Origin of the sequence: Arsenophonus sp. PmNCSU2021_1 (genome assembly GCF_036919435.1) — a bacterium.
GTDB lineage: Bacteria > Pseudomonadota > Gammaproteobacteria > Enterobacterales > Enterobacteriaceae > Arsenophonus > Arsenophonus nilaparvatae.
This window is the reverse complement of sequence record NZ_JAZHPL010000006.1, coordinates 159,458-180,737: the sequence shown is the minus strand read 5'-3', so window position 1 is coordinate 180,737 and position 21,280 is coordinate 159,458. Positions and strand designations below refer to the sequence as shown.

Below are 21,280 nucleotides of genomic sequence, written 5' to 3'. Positions count from 1 at the left end.
ACATTAACCAGGCTCTTTTTGAGTCTGGTTTTTAACGGACTATTTATTATGAAAAAATTTTTGTTATTTATTATATTAATTATTTCTTCTAAAAATATATTAGCCAATATTGTACTGCAAGGGACTCGTATCATTTATTATGAAGCTAAAGGGAATGTTACGGTACAATTAACAAATAATGGAAAATTACCAGCATTAGTACAATCATGGGTTGATGATGGCAATATAAACTCTACCCCAGAAAAGAGTCATTCACCTTTTTATGTTTTTCCACCTATTGTAAAAATAGCGGGACTAAAAGGACAACAATTAAAAATAAAAATGATATCGCATAAATTACCTAAAAATAGAGAAAGCGTTTTTTATTTAAATATTCTTGATATTCCACTATACCCAGAAAATACCCAAGGTAAAAGCGTTCACGAGTTTCGCACCAATAAAAAAACGCTCTATTTTTAAGTTTAATTCAGCATAATATGTAAATAGATAAAACCTTATAAATTAAATATAACTTATTGTAAATTAAGTAAATTTATGCATTTCAGTAACTTGCAGATTAATCATTACTTTTAAGCCATTTCTAGAATTTTATAGGCCTGTGCGAAACTCGTGGCGTTTTGCAATTGGCAATTAAATCAAGAGTTAAATTATTTTATCGGCCAAAGGAATTAATTACTCCTCCGGCAGATGTATATAAAAAAATAAGTTATAAATTAGAGGATAATGATCTAATAGTAACAAATAATTCTAAATATTATTTCACGATTGCAAAAATTACTCATATTAATGAGGAAAAAAAAAGCCTGATAAAATCGAATATGATCCCTCCATTATCAGACTTTAAATTACCGCTACAAAATAAGGTTAAGCATAATAAATTAACCGTAACTTATGTTGATGATTTTGGCGTCTATAAAACAAGAAATATTAACCTTAAATAAGAAGATAAATCGTGAAAAAAATATATTATCTTTATAATAGCTTAATTTTATTAGGTATATTGGATTGTATGCCGGAGTTATTTGCAGAGGAGTTTGATACTTCTTTGCTAGTAGGAAAATCAGCTCAAGGAGATATATCTCGTTTTTATCAGAATAGTGAAATTCCGCCAGGTAAACAATTGGTCGATATCTATGTTAATGATGATTGGAAAGGTCAATTTGAAGTTAATATTGGCGAAAAAAATCAAAATATTAGTATTGATGCTAAGGATGCTAAAAAATTAGGTTTAAAACTTTCATCTCACACAAAACAGATGATTGAACAAAAAACGACTGTCTCGTTAGATAATTTAGTCAATGATATCAACTACTATTTAGATGTTAATCAGTTAACATTAAATATTTCAGTGCCGCAAATTTCTTTAGTTAAATCGGAAATAGGTTATGTTGATCCAGTGAATTGGGACCATGGTGTCCCAGCAATTATTCTCTCTTATAATACCAATTATTATAACTATCAAGAGAAAAAAAATCGTAAACAGAGTAATGAAGCTTTTTTTGCCAATTTAAATACCAGTATTAATTTAGGTGCCTGGCAATTTCGAAATGAATCAAGTTATTCTTACTATTCCAGTGGTGATCATAAATGGCAAAATAATACCCGCTACTTACGCCGTTCTTTCAGCGCTATATCTTCAAATTTGATGTTAGGTGATTTTTATTCCCCCTCTGCCTTGTTTAGTAGTATTCGTTTTAGAGGTGGTGCATTAACCACGGAAATGAATATGTTACCTAACTCCAGCCAAGAATTCACGCCGATTGTCAGAGGGGTTGCTCAAACCAATGCGTTAGTAAAAGTATATCAGAATGGAAATCTAATTTATCAAGAAACCGTTCCGCCTGGAGCGTTCGAGTTTAGTGATCTACGTGCAGCAGGAGGAGCGGGCGATCTTTCCGTTGTTGTGCAGGAAGCCGATGGCCGGCAAGAGTCTTTTACGGTGCCATTTTCAGCGGTACCTAATATGATGAAAGCGGGTGTTTATACTTACAGCATTTTGGCTGGGCAAGCAAAAATGACCAATACCCATTTCCAACCGAAATTTGCTCAAGCAGAAGCCTATTATGGTATCAATAATTTAGTCACCGTTTATACCGGCTTTATTGGTAGTCGTGATTATGCTGCTATTATACACGAGTTTCGCACGGGCATATAAAATTCTAGAAATGGCTTCAGAACAATAATTAATCTGTAACTTGCTAAGACGTATAAATTTACTTAAATTACAATAAGTTATTTTTAATTTATGAGATTTTTTCTATTTATATATTATGCTGAATTAAACTTAAAAATAGAGCGTTTTTTTATTGGTGCGAAACTCGTGTATACTTGGCAGTGGCTGGAATTTTCCGTTTGGTGCTGTTTCGGTTGATGCGACCCATGCTGCAGCTTATTTAGATACAGGAACCAAACGAGGACAAAGTTTTCGCTTGGCTTATAGTAAGTTTTTATCAACCACCGCTACCAATCTGACTATAGCGGCCTATCGTTATTCAACGGGAGATTATTATAGTTTTGTTGATTCCATTTATGCCCATGATAATTATCAAGCATGGCTTAAATATCAAACGACGATTAAAAATAATCCTAATGATCGAAATGAAAATAATCCATCAGATTTAGATTTGGCAACTTTTGATGCCTTACGGGGTGCCCGTGCCAGAAATACATTTAATTTAAATTTAAATCAGCATTTGGGGAAAGATAATGGTGTTATTTTTTTGGCTGGTACGCTGAGAAACTATTGGAATGTTGGCGGCAGCAGTCGAGAATATCAAATAGGTTACTCAAATAATTATAAAAATATTACCTATAACTTATCCGTTTCACGGGTAAGAAATACCGATCAAAAAGAAGAAACCCGTTATTACCTCAGCGCCAGTGTTCCAATTAATCTATTTGGTCGTAATGCTTATCTCAATTCGGGTGTCTACCTGACAAATTCCAACTATCAACAGGCCAATATTAGTGTCAGTGGGACAGCGGGTAAATATGATTTGATCGATTATACGTTAACCGCTTCAAATCAGACCGGTTGTAATAATTTAATTAGTGGTAGTGTAAATTACCGTAACCCTTATAGTACGATTGGTGCTTCATATAGTGAGGCTAATAATTATCGACAGTCAGGTTTGAATGCCAGAGGAACCATCGTTGCATTTCCCTACCATATTCTTGCTTCCGGTGAAACAGCGAATACATTAACGGTATTAGAAGCACCAATGGCTGAAAATTTAACCGTTAATAATAATCGAACGGTGCTTACCAATAAACAGGGGTTAGGATTAGTAACCAATGCCACTCCTTATCGTACAAATGTTTATACTCTTTCTCATACCAGTCAGACCTCAGGTGCAGAAATTACTGACAATATAGCGCATGTGATCCCCTATGACGGGGCGGTTAGTCATATCAAATTAGAAACCGATCAGCGAAAAACTTATATGTTAAAAGCGACTTTTGCCGATGGTAGCAATTTACCTTTTGGTACCGAGGTTACTGATAGTCAGGGTGAATTTGTTGGTCATGTTGGGCAGTCAAGTGTGCTGTATATAAAAAGTGATCAGTTACCACAATCATTGAATGTCAAATTGAATATTGAAGGTAAAACAGAATGTACCATCCAGCAACCCATTCATACCTTGAACATCAATCGTAATATTTGCCAATAGCTGGGGAAAATAAGATGAATAAATTAGCAATAAATTTTTTATTATTATCAGCGTGTTCCTTCAGTCAATTGGTTTATGCCGATTGTAAACCCAACAGCACTATCACAGTGCCGAGTTTATATTATGATTTATCGGCTGATTTTAGTAGTGCATCAATGGTAGTAGCAAAAACGGATAAAACCACGTTCCCAGGAACATTTTCCTGTAGCTCCCCAGGGCTATTTTTTCCTAATGCGATTGGTATTGCTTCGCCATTTAATGGTCGAACAGCAACAATAGGATTTCATGGTGGTAAGCAGTTTGTCCAGGTTACAATGACTGCGTTAGGAAAAGATCGCGTAACCAACTTAGCTAGAGGTACCCATCCTGCATCGAATTTGAATAATAACTTCTCCTTACAGTTTAGCTTATTGAAGAGTAAACCAAGTGGTAATTATACTGAAGTGGCTGGTGATACTGTGGTTATCTCACCCTTTATCTTGGTATCAGATGCTTCATCGTTGGGTATTTTGGTGTGGTTAGTTAGGATTGTACTAAAATTAGTTGAATTTTTATTAACCTGGCAATGGCCGGTTGATGAAAATGATATTTTTCTTCAACCGATTACTATTAAATATAATCCTATTGCCACTACCTGTGATTTTTCAAATAAAGGATTAGTGGTTAATTTACCTATCGTTAGTATCAGTGATATTAAAAATATTGACCGGCCTGGTTATCAGCCTTTTACCCTCAATTTTAGCTGCAGCGATCTTTTAGCAGGCAATAAAACGACGCGAAATATTGCCATGTTTTTGGCCAGCAATAATTTACATAGTGCCGATAAAACAGTGTTAATAAATACCACTCAACAAGGTGCTAAAGGAGTCGGGCACGAGTTTCGCAATCTCCAAAAAAGAAGTATAAATTTAAAAACAAGAAAAAATCAGGGTGTTCATATTTTGTCGGGTTATCCATGTATTAAAGATATCTATAAAACATTCTTACAAGTAAGCAGTTTAAGATACTCTGGTTTAGCGTTATCAGAAGTAAGCCCATCGCCTTTATCTCATGACACTGTTAGCCGATGGCTAAAAAGTAGATGTTTTAGACCTAAAGACCTATGGCGATTAGTTGAACCTTCTATAGACAAAAAAAGCCCTTGCGTACTAATTGCCGATGATACATTGATTGCCAAAACACGTAGTAAAAAAATAGTGATGGTCCATTATCAATATTCAGGTAATGAACATGAGGTTATTGCTGGCATAGGTTTAGTTAATTTGCTTTGGCATGATCTGACGAAGGTTGAATCAATTCCTATCAATTATCTTATTTATGATAAAGATTCTGATGGAAAAACAAAAAACACGCACTTTTCCGAAATGCTCACTCTTGCTAAAAAAAGAGGGATCATGCCAGAAGCGGTAGTGATGGATGCTTGGTATTCTAGCCTGGATAACCTGAAATCAATTCGCTCTCATGGTTGGATCTGGGTAACCACGCTGAGGAAAAATAGGATTGTTAACCATAACAAACAACTGAACAAGTTAGACATCTCAGAAGAAGGAACGTCAATACACTTGCGAGGATATGGTTGGGTAACCGTTTTCAAATTTACAGCCAAAAACGGCCGTATTGATTACATAGTAACAAACAAAGAGAATCCCACCCGTCAATACCTCAAATCTATCATGGATGCCCGTTGGTCTGTTGAAGTTTATCATCGAGAAGTTAAACAAAACTGTGGTATTGAACGCTGTCAGGCTCGCACGAGCCGAGCGCAAAGAAATCATATTTTTCTCGCTATTTCTGCGTGGTTTGAACAACATAAACGTCGTATATCTGAAAAAATAACCCTTTATCAACAAAATTGGGACGTAATCAAAAGTGCTATTACTGAGCAAATCCGTGTTTTATTAGCGTACCCAAATTAGTTTTGTGCGAAACTCGTGTCGGGTTTCGCCTTGTGCAAAGGAATAAAACATCATCACCCATTCTATTTTCCAGCAGTGAAAGTGTCCAAGGCAATGCGACATCTATTTTTAATATTGCGGCTGGCAGTGCATTAGCTCCCTCGTTTTCCATTGACATGGCGGCTTATTACTACGCTTATGATCTGAATAATATTTCAGCCGGAAAAATAACCTCAACGGCAACTTTAGTATTTTCTTATGACTAAATACGATTAATTATAAGGATCAAAAAAATGGCGAAAAAAAATTACTTAGCTTTCTTACTCTATTTTATGGCTTTCTCAAGTAGTGTAGTGTCTTTCTTAAAGGCACGCGAGTTATTTTTTCTGCTGAAAGAAAAGAGGCTGTTATTCAATTAGTTAATTCCAGCGATAACCCATCGCTGGTACAAAGTTGGGTTGATGAAGGTAATATTGATTCTACACCGGATACAACTCAAGCACCTTTTGTTGTGACGCCCCCAGTTGTAAAAATAAATCCAAGAGGAGGCGCCCAGCTTCATATTCGGCAGTTAGCAAACCAGTTGCCAACTGATCGCGAATCTATTTTTTATCTTAATGTGCTGGATATTGCGCCAAAACCCGATAGTTTAAAAACGGATAATATTTTACAGTTAGCACTAACAACACGAATTAAACTGTTTTATCGACCACAAAATATTAGCCAAACGTCTCAGAGTGTCATTGAGCATATAAAAATAAGTAAGGCTGGAGGATCAGTTGTTATTGATAACCCAACCGGCCATTTTTTTACTCTGGCTGCATTTTATAACCCAACAAATAAAAATAATATTTTATCTAAAACCGTTATCCTCTCACCTTTCTCACAACAAACCGTGGAAAATAAAAGTCATACTATCACGAGTTTCGCACCAATAAAAAAACGCTCTATTTTTAAGTTTAATTCAGCATAATATGTAAATAGATAAAACCTTATAAATTAAATATAACTTATTGTAAATTAAGTAAATTTATGCATTTCAGTAACTTGCAGATTAATCATTACTTTTAAGCCATTTCTAGAATTTTATAGGCCTGTGCGAAACTCGTGACTATTTTAGGTAATGAGATTTTGTTGGAATATATTAATGATGAGGGTAAATTTGTTAATCAAGTGAAAAAAATCAAATAATCACGAGTTTCGCACAAAACTAATTTGGGTACGCTAATAAAACACGGATTTGCTCAGTAATAGCACTTTTGATTACGTCCCAATTTTGTTGATAAAGGGTTATTTTTTCAGATATACGACGTTTATGTTGTTCAAACCACGCAGAAATAGCGAGAAAAATATGATTTCTTTGCGCTCGGCTCGTGCGAGCCTGACAGCGTTCAATACCACAGTTTTGTTTAACTTCTCGATGATAAACTTCAACAGACCAACGGGCATCCATGATAGATTTGAGGTATTGACGGGTGGGATTCTCTTTGTTTGTTACTATGTAATCAATACGGCTGTTTTTGGCTGTAAATTTGAAAACGGTTACCCAACCATATCCTCGCAAGTGTATTGACGTTCCTTCTTCTGAGATGTCTAACTTGTTCAGTTGTTTGTTATGGTTAACAATCCTATTTTTCCTCAGCGTGGTTACCCAGATCCAACCATGAGAGCGAATTGATTTCAGGTTATCCAGGCTAGAATACCAAGCATCCATCACTACGGCTTCTGGCATGATCCCTCTTTTTTTAGCAAGAGTGAGCATTTCGGAAAAGTGCGTGTTTTTTGTTTTTCCATCAGAATCTTTATCATAAATACGATAATTGATAGGAATTGATTCAACCTTCGTCAGATCATGCCAAAGCAAATTAACTAAACCTATGCCAGCAATAACCTCATGTTCATTACCTGAATATTGATAATGGACCATCTCTATTTTTTTACTACGTGTTTTGGCAATCAATGTATCATCGGCAATTAGTACGCAAGGGCTTTTTTTGTCTATAGAAGGTTCAACTAATTGCCATAGGTCTTTAGGTCTAAAACATCTACTTTTTAGCCATCGGCTAACAGTGTCATGAGATAAAGGCGATGGGCTTACTTCTGATAACGCTAAACCAGAGTATCTTAAACTGCTTACTTGTAAGAATGTTTTATAGATATCTTTAATACATGGATAACCCGACAAAATATGAACACCCTGATTTTTTCTTGTTTTTAAATTTATACTTCTTTTTTGGAGATTGCGAAACTCGTGATAATATTAAACGGCTGGTATTTCGTTATTTAAGCTAACTACTGCTAAATGCGATTATCAAATGTCAGCATATTTTCTATGTTGGTTTTGATTAATATAATTTGTCTGTTTAATAGCTAGCGTTAGATTGTTGTTGCCAGAGATGGGCAGCAACGAGCGCTTTCCAGGGAGAATATTGTGCTAACCATTTTTCTATCTCTTTTGCACTTATTCTCTCACTGCAATTTAATAAATACTGAAGATTACGTTGGACGGCGACATCACCATGTAGAGAACCGTTCAAATAATTGAAGCCGCGCAGCAAGGAATAACTGATTGTCCATGGACCAATTCCTTTTATTTCACTCAAATTTTGCGTCCATGTTGCCAGATTATTTTCATCTACTGGAAGATTTAATAGGTGATGGTTATTTTTTAACATATTGCATAATGCAATAAGGGTTTTTGCTTTACCGATAGAGAATCCACATATTCTTAGTTTCTGTTCATCATCAGCATGGATCGCATAAAAAGAAGGAAAACACCAAATTCCTGACGAGGGTTGTTTACCAAAAGCATGAATAAATCGACGGCGAATAGCAATTGCAGCAGCGATGCTAATTTGTTGCCCTATAATTGCCCAAGTAATTGCTTCAAATGCTGTTGCTGCTTGATAAACCCTTAAACCTTGTTGACGAGAAATTAAATTACCAATAACTGGATGGTTATGGTATTTATCTTCAAAAAGCTCAACGGGTTGATATAAACCTAGCATATTTTTTGCTAGTTTTTCAAGCTGCTGCTCAGTGATAACGGCAGCTGGATTATCCGTTTGCAGAGAAACCAAAATGCTATTTTTATTTAATATAAACGTTAACTCAGTCGGCTGGCCACAGCATGTAATTCCTTTTCTTAATTGGTTATTGGTAATAATTTCTGCCACATTTTGCTTATCTCGTGAGTGATAGGCAAGAAAGTCTTGGTAATGATAATTGTTTGGTAAATGAATAATGGTTTTTTTGTCTAGCATTTTGTTATGGTTATTTAATTTTAAACTTAGTGAACAGTTGGCGTTTAATTTGATAAAAAATAGTAACATAAAAGCGAGTAAATTAAAGGCAAGAATTTCCGCATCTAATTCTGTCATCAGCGAGCTGAAAACTAAAAAAATTGCTATTGTTTGCTGTGGGGCTGGATGATATTACCAAATGTTATTGTGAGTTGCCTACGCGATGAAAAGCTAAATTACATGATAGTGTATTGTTAACTCTTTTTATTCATTCATTCTTGATTTTTAATTTTCCTTGGTTATTTATTCTGTTATTTTCACTTAAGAAGGAAATGGTTAGTTTATTTTATGTTTTAAAATTTACCATTAAATATAATTGCTGTTTTTATCATTATTAAATATTAATCCTATTGAAATAGCGTTTATTTGTTATTAATAGATGGGCTGGTTAGCTAAATAAAATTATTTTTATTTGTAATATTGTTTAAATGAAAATAATAATTAACCGTTTTTTATTTAACATTATAGTAATGAAAATATTGTTTAAGCTGGAAAACTATTAAGCGTTTTTTAAGTAAAGAAAGAAAATTACTATGGATTATTTTTTTATTAACATCAAATGTTAATGATAGATTGGTTTATTTTTATTAATTTGGTTTTAATTTTGAATTTATGTTAATTATTGGCATTGCTGTTGTGGAGTGACATTAATTCATAAATGGAAACAAATTTATACGTTTTTAAATAATACTTATCTATATCTTTGTAATCGATATAAGTAAGTAAAAGGAGTAATTGCAAATGGAATATTATCAAAAAAAACGTTTTTTTACCCTTCATTGTGCATTTTATCTCCTTCGTTAGCCTTAATTTAACGCGATCCAAAGTTTATTAATTGGTAATTATCCAGACAAAATAAGCAGGGATAAGAGTAATAAAAATTTATTGATTAAGGTAGTGAAAATAAGAATAGCTACATATCAATGTCTTTATTAATTTCAATAATAGATTGAAGTTATTATTTAGTATTTGTTTTTATTTTACACAAAAAATAGTAGCAATATTTTTATATTATTTAGATAGGGAAATTATTTATGCAATGCATTGCTAATCGTTACTATTCGAAAACAAAAAGGATAACTGCCTATATATTGTTATTTATACAATTGTTGTTACCTATTTTTGTTACTTTTTCGTCTGTCGCTAAAGCGGCGCAGGATGATGATGTAGCTAGCAATCAGATGCTGGAAACAATCAACGGTATAGATGCGTTAATAAATAATAACTCTACCTCAAAAAACTCTGCTCCGCAGTTCTCATCATCGCTTCCATCAGCAGCAGCAACGGCATCAAACTGGAATATTCAGACTTTGCCTGATAATCGATCATTTATATCGGCGTCAACAGCAAATAACAACAAACCGTCAGTCGCTCATCATCCGGTATTACCGACATTAGATATAAAAGAGACGCCGCAAGCTAAACAAATTGTCTCATCAGAAAAACAATTTGCGCAAGGAGCAACCCAGGTAGCGCAAGTTTTTGCCAATAATAATGCCACAGAGGCGGCCATCGGTTATGCGCGTAATCGAGGTGAAGGCCTAATAAATCAGAAAATTAGTGATTGGTTGAATCAGTATGGTAAAGCACGCGTGCAAATTAGTTCAAATAAAACCGGTGATGCTGATTTACTTTTACCACTAATTGATAAACCAAACAGCTTATTGTTTAGCCAAATTGGTATTAGAGCTAATGAACAACGGAGTACTACCAACTTAGGATTAGGTTATCGTCAATATCAGCAAAATTGGATGTGGGGCCTTAACAGCTTCTATGATTATGATATTAGCGGCGGTAATGCCCGTTTTGGTGTTGGTGGTGAGTTGTGGGCCTATTATTTGAAATTAGCGGTAAATGGTTATTTCCGTTTAACTGACTGGCATCAGTCATTCCTGCATGAGATGCGCGATTATGATGAACGGCCGGCCAATGGATTTGATATCCGAGCTGAAGGTTATTTACCCAATTATCCTCATTTAGGGGCTTATGCTAAATATGAACAATACTTTGGTGAAGGGGTTAGCCTTAGTCATAATCCATCAGCTAAAGATTTGAAAAATAATCCTTCTGCCACAACTTTTGGCTTAAGTTATACCCCTTTTCCATTATTAACATTGAAAACTCAAGTCTCTCAGGGAGATTCCAACGATAGTCTGATTGGCGTGGAATTTGCCTATCGGTTTGCCATACCACTGGCTGCTCAGTTAAATCCAGATAATGTTGATTTAATGCGTAGTTTAGTTGGCAATCGTTATGATTTTGTTGATCGTAATTACAATATCGTTATGCAGTACCGAAAACAGGAGATATTAGCCATTTCTCTGCCAGACAGTGCGATGGCTGAAGCTGCTCAAACCATAGCCATAAAAGCGACGGTACAAAAAGCTAAATATGAGCTCAATAAAATTTTATGGAGTGCCCCGGAGTTATTAGCTAAAGGTGGCAAGATCCACGAAACATCAACCAATACCATTGACCTAGTGTTACCTGCCTACGATGAAGATAACCAAGGTAGTAAAGCTTATACCTTATCCGCTGTTGGTGTTGATAATGAAGGTAATAAATCTAAAGCTGCCGTAATGATGATCAATGTTACTCAATCAAAGGATGGTTTTGCTTATTTTACGTTAGAAAATTCGGCGCCAATACCGGCAGATGGTAACCAAACGTATTTAGCTAAGGTGCAACTACAAAATGACAAAGGGGTACCACTAGCGGACAAACAAGTGACATTTTCCGTTACCAGTTTTAGCAAAAGTGCTAGCACCTTGGCAGCAAAAAATAATGGCGGCAATGCTGGGGTCGTCATGCTTAGTGAAGATGGTCAAAGAATGGGTAATCCTTTAACTGAGACTACGGATGCTGAAGGTAAGATCAATATAAAAGTTAGAAGTGACTTGGCCGGTCAGGGAGAATTGATTGCTACCATGGCAAATGGTAAGAAAAAAGCGGTTGCTATCCAATTTACCCCTGATGTCACTACCGCCAAAGTTAGAAATGTTAACCTGATTGATAAGAAAAATAGTAAGGTAGCTAATGGCGTCGATAGCTTTAGCTACGAAGCCTTTGTTGTCGATCAATTTAATAATCCATTACCAAATGTTGATGTTGCTTGGTCACATAATCAGCAAGATAAGGTCATTTTATCAGATAGTCTTAGTAAAACGGATGCTAAGGGACGGGCGATTATTACCCTGCGTAGTACTCTTTTTGCTGTCGATAATGTGGAAGTCAGTGCCAAATATGACAATACGCTTGAAATGACTGCAGATAGAGTGGTCAGTTTTGTTGCTGATGAACGCACTGCCAAGGTTAGTGATGTTTCATTGAATGGCTGGGCAACAAATAAAGTTGCTGATGGAAAGAGTTATTTTAGTTTTAGTGCCCAACTGGTTGATGGCAATGGTAACCCGATTAAGAAAAGTGGATTAGTTGTTAATTGGACTCATAATAGAGACCCACAAAAGGTTCTATTGTCGGCTGCAACCACCCCAACAGACAGCAATGGTATTGCCTCCGTTGAATTAATAAGTACCACTAACCCCATCAATCAGATACGAGTTAGTGCAAACTATGCAGCTACAGCAAGTGTAGAAGCGGATAAAGAGGTCAATTTTATCGCTGAAGAAGGGATAATTACCGTTGGGACTGTTGAGTTAAAGGATCCTAATATCGTTACTAAAGTAGCTGATGGTCAATCCAGCTTTACTTTTAGCGCACAGCTTGTTGATAACAAGGGGCAACCCGTTAACCAGGCCGGCATCGATGTTGATTGGTTCCGTGATAAAGATGACGTTAAGTTATCAGACAATACTAGCAAAACGAATGAACACGGAATTGCTACCATTACACTGCAAAGTACAATTAAGGCCGTCGATGAGGTACAGATCAGCGCCAGTTCGGGCAATTTAGATGAAATAAATGCCAATAAGAAAGTGAGTTTTATTGCTGATAAAAATCAGGCTCACATCGGTAGTGTGCTGTTAGATGGTTCAGAAGTCGAGAAAATCGCGGATGGTATCACTTACTTTAGTTTTACTGCCCAACTGGTGGACAATAATAATAACCCGATCAGGGAAAAAGGATTACAAGTCGATTGGTCACAAAATAGCGGCGATAAAGTTAAATTAACTAATAGTAGCCACACTGACGAAAACGGTATTACAGCAGTTAAGCTGTATAGCACAACAACAGCGGTCAATAATGTAGAAGTTAGTGCTAGTTACGCTGGTACAGCAAGCAAATCGGCTGATAGAAAGGTTAGTTTTACAGCCAATAAAGGTACGGCTAAGTTAGGTGAAATTAGGTTATTAGATAAACCGACGATCCATAAAATTGCAGATGGCAAGCAAAAATTTACTTTTGATGTCCAGTTGTTTGATAAAAATGATAACCCAATTAAACAAGCGGGCATAATCGTCTATTGGGGACATGATGGAGTAGGGAAAGCCCAATTAAACCCAACCAGTGAAACGAATCAAGATGGTGTTGCTACCGCTGAATTGCAAAGTACAACCATGGCTGTTGATGATATTGAAGTTTTCGCCAAATTTGGCAACGACGATAAAAAGACGGCAAAAGAAAAAGTAAGTTTTATTGCTAATAAGGCCACAGCAGTGGTCAAAAATGTCAAGTTAGACGGTAAGATAGACCGTAAAGTTGCTCATAGTAGTAATAACTTTGTTTTTACCGCTCAATTGGTTGATGGCAATAACAACCCGATCAAGGAAGGAAATTTACCGATTAATTGGTCGGCGGATCCAGCTAGCAAAGTTCGCTTTAAGGGTGGCAACATCAGTCAAACTGATGCAAGCGGCCATACCTCTATCACTTTAGAAAGTACAGGCGATGAAGCAAAGAATGTGCTCGTCAGTGCCCAGTACGAGAGTTCAGTTCTACAACCCGCTGATAAGCCAGTTAGTTTTATAACTGTCTCTTTTAACCATTTAAGTGTTAATGGTCATGATTTCCCAACCGGGGATAAATTCCCAACTACTGGCTTTCAAAAAGCTAAATTTACCATCGTGACGCAAGGCGCGCCGGCGTCAGAATTTGCATGGAAAAGCAATCAAAGTTGGGTTTTGGTTGATGATGGCAAGGTAACGTTTAATGGTGATGCGAGCAGTGCAAGTAAAACTGTCACTATCACAGCAACACATGAAACGGGTGGTAACCCGATTGAGTATAGCTTTACTCTAAATAACTGGTTTGCCTTCTCTGGTGAGAAAAACTGGAATGACGCTAAAAACTGGTGTGTAAGTAATAACGGGACGATGCCAAAAGTGGAGCAACTTAGCCAAGGTAAAGGGAAACGTGCCGTCGGTTCATTATGGAGTGAATGGGGTAAATTCAGTCATTACGGTATAGAGGATGGCTATTATTGGACTTTAACTCAGGGAATAGGTGGTCGCTATATAGTCGTTAAATTAGACGATGGTTTTTCTGAGAAAGATAGTTATACCCATGACACAGAGGCAGTGGTTTGTTCTAAGACGCTGTAATTCATATTCCCGCCTCACATGATGAGGCGGGAATATAAAATGTAAAAATTTATTAATAAAAAAGTAATCAGGAAAATTTGCGTGATTAATGAAGGAAATACGTCAGTTGTCAGCTTGGTGGCAACAAGTTTTACTTATATTACCCACAAAATTTCTTAGCAACCGATTATGAAGCAAAATATTTATAATAACTGATTGTTTTAGCGAAATAATTTTTTTGTTTATTAGTAATAGGATTTATATATTATTAGGGAAGAGATCCATGCAACGTAAAGCTGATTGTTATTTTACAAAAACGAAACGGATAATCGCCTATATTTTACTGTTTATACAATTTTTTTTGCCTGTTTTCGTTGCTTCCTCTTCAATTGCAAAAGCGGCGCAAACGAGTGAACAAAATAACCCGATGATGGACACCATCAACGGCTTAAATAATTTACTGCAAAGTCCCCCAGAGAAAGATATGCCCGTTCTCGATAAAGAGCCTGCAAAGTCGGATAAAAATAATGCCGCGGTAACATCATCGATCTCGCTTTCGTCATCGGATTCAGCATTATCCATGTTAGAGGCACACTTCTCTTCCCAACAACCGGCAACTGCCATTCAACGACCTAAAAATGTCGAGCAGGATATTATTTTTAATAGCTTGCCAACCCTAGGCATCAACGATAGTGAGCCTAATTCGCAAACGGCTGTTTCCAGCGAACAACAAATGGCGCAAAATATTTCTCAATTAGCACAGACATTGTCAACCGATGATGCCATCAAGGCTTATATGGGGTATGCCCGCAGTATAGGTGAAAATCTGGTAAATCAAAAAATCCATGATTGGTTGAGTCAGTTTGGTAATGCCCGGGTGCAAATTAATTCCAATAAAACCGGTGATGTAGATTTATTGGTACCGGTACTTGATAAACCGAACAGTCTGTTGTTTAGCCAAATTGGTATTAGAGCGAATGAGCATCGCAACACCACTAACTTAGGTGTAGGTTATCGCCAATATCAGGATGCCTGGATGTGGGGCATTAATAGTTTTTATGATTATGATATTACTGGCAGTAACTCTCGTTTCGGTGTTGGTGGTGAATTATGGGCCGATTACCTTAAACTGGCGGTTAATGGTTATTTTCGTTTAACCGACTGGCATCAATCACGTCTGCATGAGATGCGAGATTATGATGAGCGTCCAGCCAATGGGTTCGACCTTCGTGCTGAAGGATTTTTACCCAGCTATCCACATTTAGGGGCTTATGCTAAATATGAAAAGTATTATGGTGATGGTATTAGCCTTAATAATAATGGTCTCTCAAGTAGTGATTTGATCGATAATCCTTCTGCTACCACTTTTGGCTTGAGTTATACCCCTTTCCCCTTATTGACCTTTAAAACCCAAATTTCGCGGGGCGATACTAAGCAAAGTAGCATTGGGATGGAATTGGCCTATCGGTTCGGTGTATTGCTGGCTGAACAGCTTGATCCCGATAATGTTGATTTAATGCGTAGTTTGGCGGGTAACCGTTACGATTTTGTCGATCGTAATTACAATATTGTCATGCAATATCGCAAGCAAGAACTGTTATCCATTTCTTTGCCAGAAAGTACTGATGGCGAAGCAGCGCAGACCATGCCGGTCACGATCACGGTTAATAAAGCCAAATATGGCTTAAAACAAGTTAGTTGGCAAGCGCCAGAATTAGTTGCTAAAGGAGGTAACATTCAAATTGTGTCACCGACTTCAATTAACTTAACCTTGCCAGCTTATATTTTCCAAAAACAGGCAAAAGTCGCTCAATCTTACCGCGTCTCAGCAGTGGCTGTTGATAATGAAGGTAATCAATCTAATACCGCAGTTATGATGATCAATGTCTCGCCATCACAAGATACCATTCGAGAAATGACATTAACGCCAAATAATACCCAGGTAGCCAATAATAGTGATACTTATGTTGCCACTGCATTAGTACAGAATAAAAAACATCAAGCACTCCCCGGTAGAGCCATTACTTTTACGATTGATGGATTCAAATCTAGTGGGGTAACACTGTTTGATATGGATGGCAATCAAGGTAATAGTTTGACGGTGATAACTGATAGCAAAGGTGAGGCTAATGTTAATATTAAGAGTAAGGTGGTTGGCACCGGAACATTAACGGCGGCGATGAAAAATGGCAATAGAAATACTATTCCTGTTAGTTTTGCGCCTGATATCGCCACCGCCAAAGTTGAAAGTGTTACATTAATTGGTAATGAAACGAATAAAGCGGCTGATGGTATAAGTCGGTTTACTTTCGAGGCATTAGTGACCGATCAATTCAATAATCCGGTACCCAATGTTAATGTTAATTGGTCACATGATAGAGGTAATACCGCTATCTTATCGGCAGAGCAGAGCCAAACTAATGAGAATGGACGAGCGATGATTACTATGACCAGTAGGGTTGTGGTGGATAATGTTACGGTTAGTGCTCATTATAATAATCCCGCTAACAAAATAGCGGCGAATAAAGCGGTAAACTTTATTTACATTTTGGATACCGCTAAGGTCGGTAGCGTTACCTTAGAAGGTAGTGAAACACAAAAAATAGCTGATAATAATAGCTTCTTTACCTTTACCGCTCAATTGATTCATGGTAACGATAATCCGATTAAGCAAAAAGGTTTAGATGTTAATTGGTCACATAATAAAGATAATGAAGTTAAATTAGCGGCAAAAAGTCAAACCGATGAAAACGGGCGAGCTTCTGTTGTGTTGTATAGTACGACAGCAGCAATAAAAGGCGTAGTTGTTAGTGCAAGATTTGGTTCAACCAAAAGAGTCGATGCTGATCGGGAAGTGGCCTTTATTGCTGATGAAAATTCAATCAGAGTAAAGAGTGTGACACTCAATGATCAAAGCGATAGTAAATTAGCTAATGGTCATAACAAATTCACATTTACTGCTTTGGTATTAGACGGCAATGATAATCCAGCTAGACAACGGACGGTGAAATGGGCGCATAATAAGAATGACGAAGTAACACTGTCGGCAACAACCAGTGAAACCGATGAAAATGGTCGCACGACGATTATGTTACACAGCACCAACACTGCTGTGAATAATGTTATTGTCAATGCAAGCTATGGCACTTCTGCACCAATAAATGCGCAACCAGTTGAGTTTTATGCTGATACCAATACCGCTCAAGTGGGTAGTGTCACATTAGTCGATAGTGAAGTTAACAAAGTCGCTGATGGCAACAATTACTTTACCTTTGATGCTCAATTAGTCGACAAATATGGTCATCCGCTTAAAAAAGCGGGTCTGAATATCGAATGGTCACACAGTAAAGAGCAACAAATCACTTTATCCGCTGCATCAACCACGACCAATTATAGTGGAATTGCCTCGGTTACTTTGAAAAGTAGTAAGATTGCGGTAGATGATATCATAGTTTATGCCAAATATAGGGTACCTCCATTAAAACCAGCTGATAAGAAAGTGAATTTTGTTGGTGATATTAAAACCGCTAAAGTGGGCAAGATCATATTAAATGATGCTGACAATAATAAGATCGCTGATGGTAAGAATGGCTTTGAGTTTAGAACTCAACTAGTTGACCATAATGGTAACCCGGTTAAGCAAGCAGGATTAGTCATTAAATGGCGACAAGAAAAGGGTACTATCGTTAGCTTGCCTGCAAGCAGTGAAACAGATAGTGATGGGCGTGCGACTATTACGCTTAAAAGTAGCCAAAAAGCAGTGAATGATGTGGTGATCTATGCGCAATATGCAACAAGTGGTGAAGAAAAATCCGAAGCGGTGAATTTTATTGCTAATATTAACACCGCTAAAATAAAAGCAGTCATATTAGATGACAAGGTAATTGATAAAGTGGCTGATGGCCTCAATGATTTTACCTTTAAGGCCCAACTGGTTGATGAATTTGATAATCCTATTAAGGTGGCGGATCTGGATATCAGCTGGTTGCTGGATGATGATAAAGCTGAAGATGCTCATTTATCGGCAGCATCAAGTCAAACAGATAAAAACGGCTTTGCCAGTATAAAACTCAAAAGCACTACTAAAGGAGTGGATAATGTGGTCGTCAGCGCCCAATATGGTACTGCGGCTAAAATAAATGCAAACACACCCGTTAACTTTATAGCCGATCTTGCTACGGCTAGAGTTGGTAGTGTGACATTAGTCGATGATATCGTTCGTAAGGTTGCCGATGGGTAAAAACCATTTTACCTTTAAGGCGCAGCTGGTTGATCAACATGAAAACCCGGTTAAAGTGCCAAATTTAGATGTTAACTGGCAGCAGGACATGAATGGTAATGATGTTATCTTACCGGCTAGCAGTAAAACTAATAGTGATGGGCAAGCAACGATAGAACTAAAAAGTACCAAGACGGCAGTAAATAATATTACAGTCAGTGCACGGTATGATTCCAGTGAGAAAAAAGATGCCGATAAGCTAGTTAATTTTATCCAGGTTTCTTTTAAACAGCTTAAAATTAATGGCACATATTTTGACCTGAATGCAGGAATTCCGACTATTGGCTTCCAGGGTGCGACATTTGACATCATTACTAATGGTGCACCTGTTAATGAATTCAATTGGCAGAGTAGTGAAAGTTGGGTTTCCGTTAAAAATGGAAAAATAACTTTTAGTGGCGATGCTAGCAATAATTCAAAAACAGTCATTATCACGGCAACTCATAGTTCTGGTGGTGAGCCAGTTAAATATGAATTTACACTTAAAAAATGGCATTTATATAGCCAACAAGAGATGAATTGGAATGATGCTAAAGACTGGTGTGCTAATAAGGGATTGACACTGCCAACTGTTGCACAACTGAGTGCTGGTCAGTTTGTACGAGGTATTGATTCACTTTGGAGTGAATGGGGTGACGTACGTTTATATAATTGGAATTATCATATGTACTGGACATCTGAAACATCAGGTAACAATGTTAAAGCTGCTGGTATGGTCAGTGGTTATATAAATAACAGTGGTGAAGGTAAGAACAATCGATTCTTTTTTACCTGTGTTCGCGATCTTTGATGAACGTTAATTAAACGCTTATCCCATTTAGCGAATATTAAGTTACTGCTAATAGAGGTTTATGTGCTGAGTGTATTGGTACATAAACCTCTTAATTGTTAGAACCATCATGGTGTTGGCCAGACAAGATAAATTTAAGCGAGTGGGTTTTTGATAAGTCGATTGAAAGGGACTTTAATTCGTCATCATCAATGACTGACCCGATCCTGCTGATGACTAGCTAGAACCGGGTTTGAATTACGGCAAGTAAAAATTAGCTGGCTTTTTTCGCTGCCGCAGCGGCGTTGACAATAGTAGCAAAAGCATCGGCTTTCAGCGATGCGCCGCCAACTAATGCGCCATCAATATCTGGTTGACTGAAAAGCTCGGCAGCATTGCTGGCATTCACTGAGCCGCCATACTGAATAATCACTTGTTCGGCAATGGCCGGATCTTGTTTGGCAATATGGTCACGAATAAATTTATGTACCGCTTGCGCCTGGGCGGGAGTGGCTGATTTACCGGTGCCAATTGCCCAAATCGGTTCATAAGCGATAACACTATTTTCAAATGCGCTGGCACCTAAGCTATTTAATACCGCATCGATTTGACGGGCGCAGACTTGTTCAGTTTTGCCGGCGCTATTTTCTTCTTCAGATTCACCAATACAAAGTACTGGTGTTAGTCCTTGCGATTTTAACACGGCAAATTTGCGAGCGATAAATTCATCGCTTTCTTGATGATAAGTTCTACGTTCAGAGTGACCGATAATAATATATTTTGCGCCAATATCTTTTAGCATTTCCGCTGAGTTATCACCGGTAAAAGCGCCAGACAGATTGACATCAACATCTTGTGCGCCAAGTGCTATCTTGCTACCGGTTAAAGCTTGTTTTACTTGCGCCAGGTAAAGCGCTGGTGGGGCAATTGCGACATCACAGCCTGTGACATTATTTAATTCGTTACGCAAATTTCCAATCAGTTCTTCAACCATTTTTGTACTGCCATTGAGTTTCCAGTTCCCCATGACTAATGGATGCCGCATGTTTTCCTCCAACTAAAAATATTTATTAATAAATGAGATAAAGACAATTGATCATTATTCAGTTTATGCAAAAGGATAGTATAAAGATGCTATGACTAAATCACTTTGTTTTTCGTTATTCATGTGTGATGTTATCATCATTTAGTGAAAGCTTAACCGGTTCAATAGCGAAAGTAATCATGTTATCTTTACTTTTTACTAAAATATAACGGATAGCGCCTACTATCGTTTCATCACTCTGCACTTGGTTATGTTGTTCTAACATACGATCTAATACCGCGGTTAATTGATGTGTGTTATTAATTGAAGTGGTTTTTTCGAAGTGATTAATAATTGCCATAATATAACGTTCGAATAATTGTCGATTAATTTTATAGCTGTTTGCTTCTTTTGGTGGCAGTAATGTTAGCTGTAAACTTTTAATTTTTTCACTTCCTCGTTCAAGTACAGCGGAGGAGTAAATTTTGCTGTTAATTCGACTGGCTGCACGAATATAAGGTAAGCTAATATCCTTGCTTTTGATCACTTTAAATTCATGTATTGGATAGCTGGGATTATCTTGATTATATTTTTGCCGAAATACGGGAATAGTTTCATTGAATAAGGCTGCATCGGGCGATAAATAAGCAACCGAAACCTCTGTTTCAGGCATAATTGGTAATTCTTTTGCCAGCACCGGCAACAGTGGCAATAATGCAATAAATAGTAATACTAACTCAAATTTGCGATTGTAAATTTTCATCATCGTTACTCGTCAGTATGAATTTTTTCATGAAGGATCCATTAGGATAAGATAAATGACATTACAACAATGGGCTCTCTCATTTAAAGGACGAATT

14 protein-coding genes and 2 pseudogenes are annotated in these 21,280 nt (G+C 37.0%); 11 read left to right on the top strand and 5 right to left on the bottom strand.

Annotated features, from left to right (window positions below):
* The first annotated feature begins 48 nt into the window (after positions 1-48).
* From V3224_RS13790 to V3224_RS13760, 8 genes and pseudogenes are all read left to right on the top strand, one after another.
* The gene (locus tag V3224_RS13790; RefSeq protein ID WP_334471176.1) at positions 49-459 is read left to right on the top strand and encodes a fimbrial biogenesis chaperone; all 411 of its coding nucleotides are present in this window, start codon (positions 49-51) and stop codon (positions 457-459) included.
* Between the two features lie 164 nt (positions 460-623).
* Positions 624-941 carry a fimbrial biogenesis chaperone gene (locus tag V3224_RS13785; protein WP_334471174.1) on the top strand — a complete coding sequence of 106 codons (318 nt, stop codon included), beginning with the start codon at positions 624-626 and terminating at the stop codon, positions 939-941.
* Between the two features lie 11 nt (positions 942-952).
* Positions 953-2,155, top strand: coding sequence for a fimbria/pilus outer membrane usher protein (locus tag V3224_RS13780; protein ID WP_334471172.1), 1,203 nt, complete (start codon positions 953-955; stop codon positions 2,153-2,155).
* A gap of 154 nt (positions 2,156-2,309) precedes the next feature.
* Positions 2,310-3,671 (top strand): fimbria/pilus outer membrane usher protein, encoded by a 1,362-nt coding sequence (locus V3224_RS13775; RefSeq protein ID WP_334471170.1) that lies wholly within the window; start codon positions 2,310-2,312, stop codon positions 3,669-3,671.
* A gap of 14 nt (positions 3,672-3,685) precedes the next feature.
* Positions 3,686-4,582: pseudogene (locus V3224_RS30015) on the top strand (fimbrial protein); the annotation flags it as partial.
* 30 nt (positions 4,583-4,612) lie between these two features.
* Positions 4,613-5,587: an IS701 family transposase gene (locus tag V3224_RS30010; protein WP_442890620.1), complete on the top strand. Its 975-nt coding sequence runs from the start codon at positions 4,613-4,615 to the stop codon at positions 5,585-5,587.
* 2 nt (positions 5,588-5,589) lie between these two features.
* On the top strand, positions 5,590-5,832 hold the full coding sequence (locus V3224_RS13765) for a hypothetical protein (RefSeq protein WP_334471167.1): 243 nt from the start codon (positions 5,590-5,592) through the stop codon (positions 5,830-5,832).
* 101 nt (positions 5,833-5,933) lie between these two features.
* Positions 5,934-6,539, top strand: a pseudogene (locus V3224_RS13760) (fimbrial biogenesis chaperone); the annotation flags it as partial.
* A gap of 237 nt (positions 6,540-6,776) precedes the next feature.
* On the opposite strand, the gene V3224_RS13755 reads toward V3224_RS13760, so the two are convergent.
* Positions 6,777-7,751: an IS701 family transposase gene (locus V3224_RS13755; RefSeq protein WP_334471165.1), complete on the bottom strand. Its 975-nt coding sequence runs from the start codon at positions 7,749-7,751 to the stop codon at positions 6,777-6,779.
* A 178-nt stretch (positions 7,752-7,929) separates the two neighbouring features.
* Positions 7,930-8,946: a DNA-3-methyladenine glycosylase family protein gene (locus V3224_RS13750; protein ID WP_334471164.1), complete on the bottom strand. Its 1,017-nt coding sequence runs from the start codon at positions 8,944-8,946 to the stop codon at positions 7,930-7,932.
* Positions 8,947-9,902: 956 nt separating this feature from the next.
* Between V3224_RS13750 and V3224_RS13745 the strand changes: the two genes are divergently transcribed.
* Positions 9,903-14,369: an inverse autotransporter beta domain-containing protein gene (locus tag V3224_RS13745; RefSeq protein ID WP_334471162.1), complete on the top strand. Its 4,467-nt coding sequence runs from the start codon at positions 9,903-9,905 to the stop codon at positions 14,367-14,369.
* Positions 14,370-14,681: 312 nt separating this feature from the next.
* On the opposite strand, the gene V3224_RS13740 is transcribed toward V3224_RS13745, so the two are convergent.
* Positions 14,682-14,930 carry a hypothetical protein gene (locus V3224_RS13740; RefSeq protein ID WP_334471160.1) on the bottom strand — a complete coding sequence of 83 codons (249 nt, stop codon included), beginning with the start codon at positions 14,928-14,930 and terminating at the stop codon, positions 14,682-14,684.
* Here V3224_RS13740 and V3224_RS13735 point away from each other — a divergent pair.
* Positions 14,929-18,588 carry an inverse autotransporter beta domain-containing protein gene (locus V3224_RS13735; protein ID WP_334471158.1) on the top strand — a complete coding sequence of 1,220 codons (3,660 nt, stop codon included), beginning with the start codon at positions 14,929-14,931 and terminating at the stop codon, positions 18,586-18,588. The two genes, V3224_RS13740 and V3224_RS13735, sit on opposite strands and share 2 nt — an antisense overlap.
* Positions 18,581-19,417, top strand: a complete 837-nt coding sequence (locus V3224_RS13730) for an Ig-like domain-containing protein (protein WP_334471156.1) — start codon at positions 18,581-18,583, stop codon at positions 19,415-19,417. Before V3224_RS13735 ends, V3224_RS13730 begins: the two co-directional genes overlap by 8 nt.
* Positions 19,418-19,670: 253 nt before the next feature.
* Here V3224_RS13730 and tpiA read toward each other — a convergent pair whose 3' ends face one another.
* Complete coding sequence (gene tpiA / locus V3224_RS13725) at positions 19,671-20,441, bottom strand: triose-phosphate isomerase (protein WP_334471154.1); 771 nt, start codon at positions 20,439-20,441, stop codon at positions 19,671-19,673.
* Between the two features lie 115 nt (positions 20,442-20,556).
* Positions 20,557-21,186, bottom strand: a complete 630-nt coding sequence (locus V3224_RS13720) for a DUF1454 family protein (protein WP_334471152.1) — start codon at positions 21,184-21,186, stop codon at positions 20,557-20,559.
* Between the last annotated feature and the right edge of the window lie 94 nt (positions 21,187-21,280).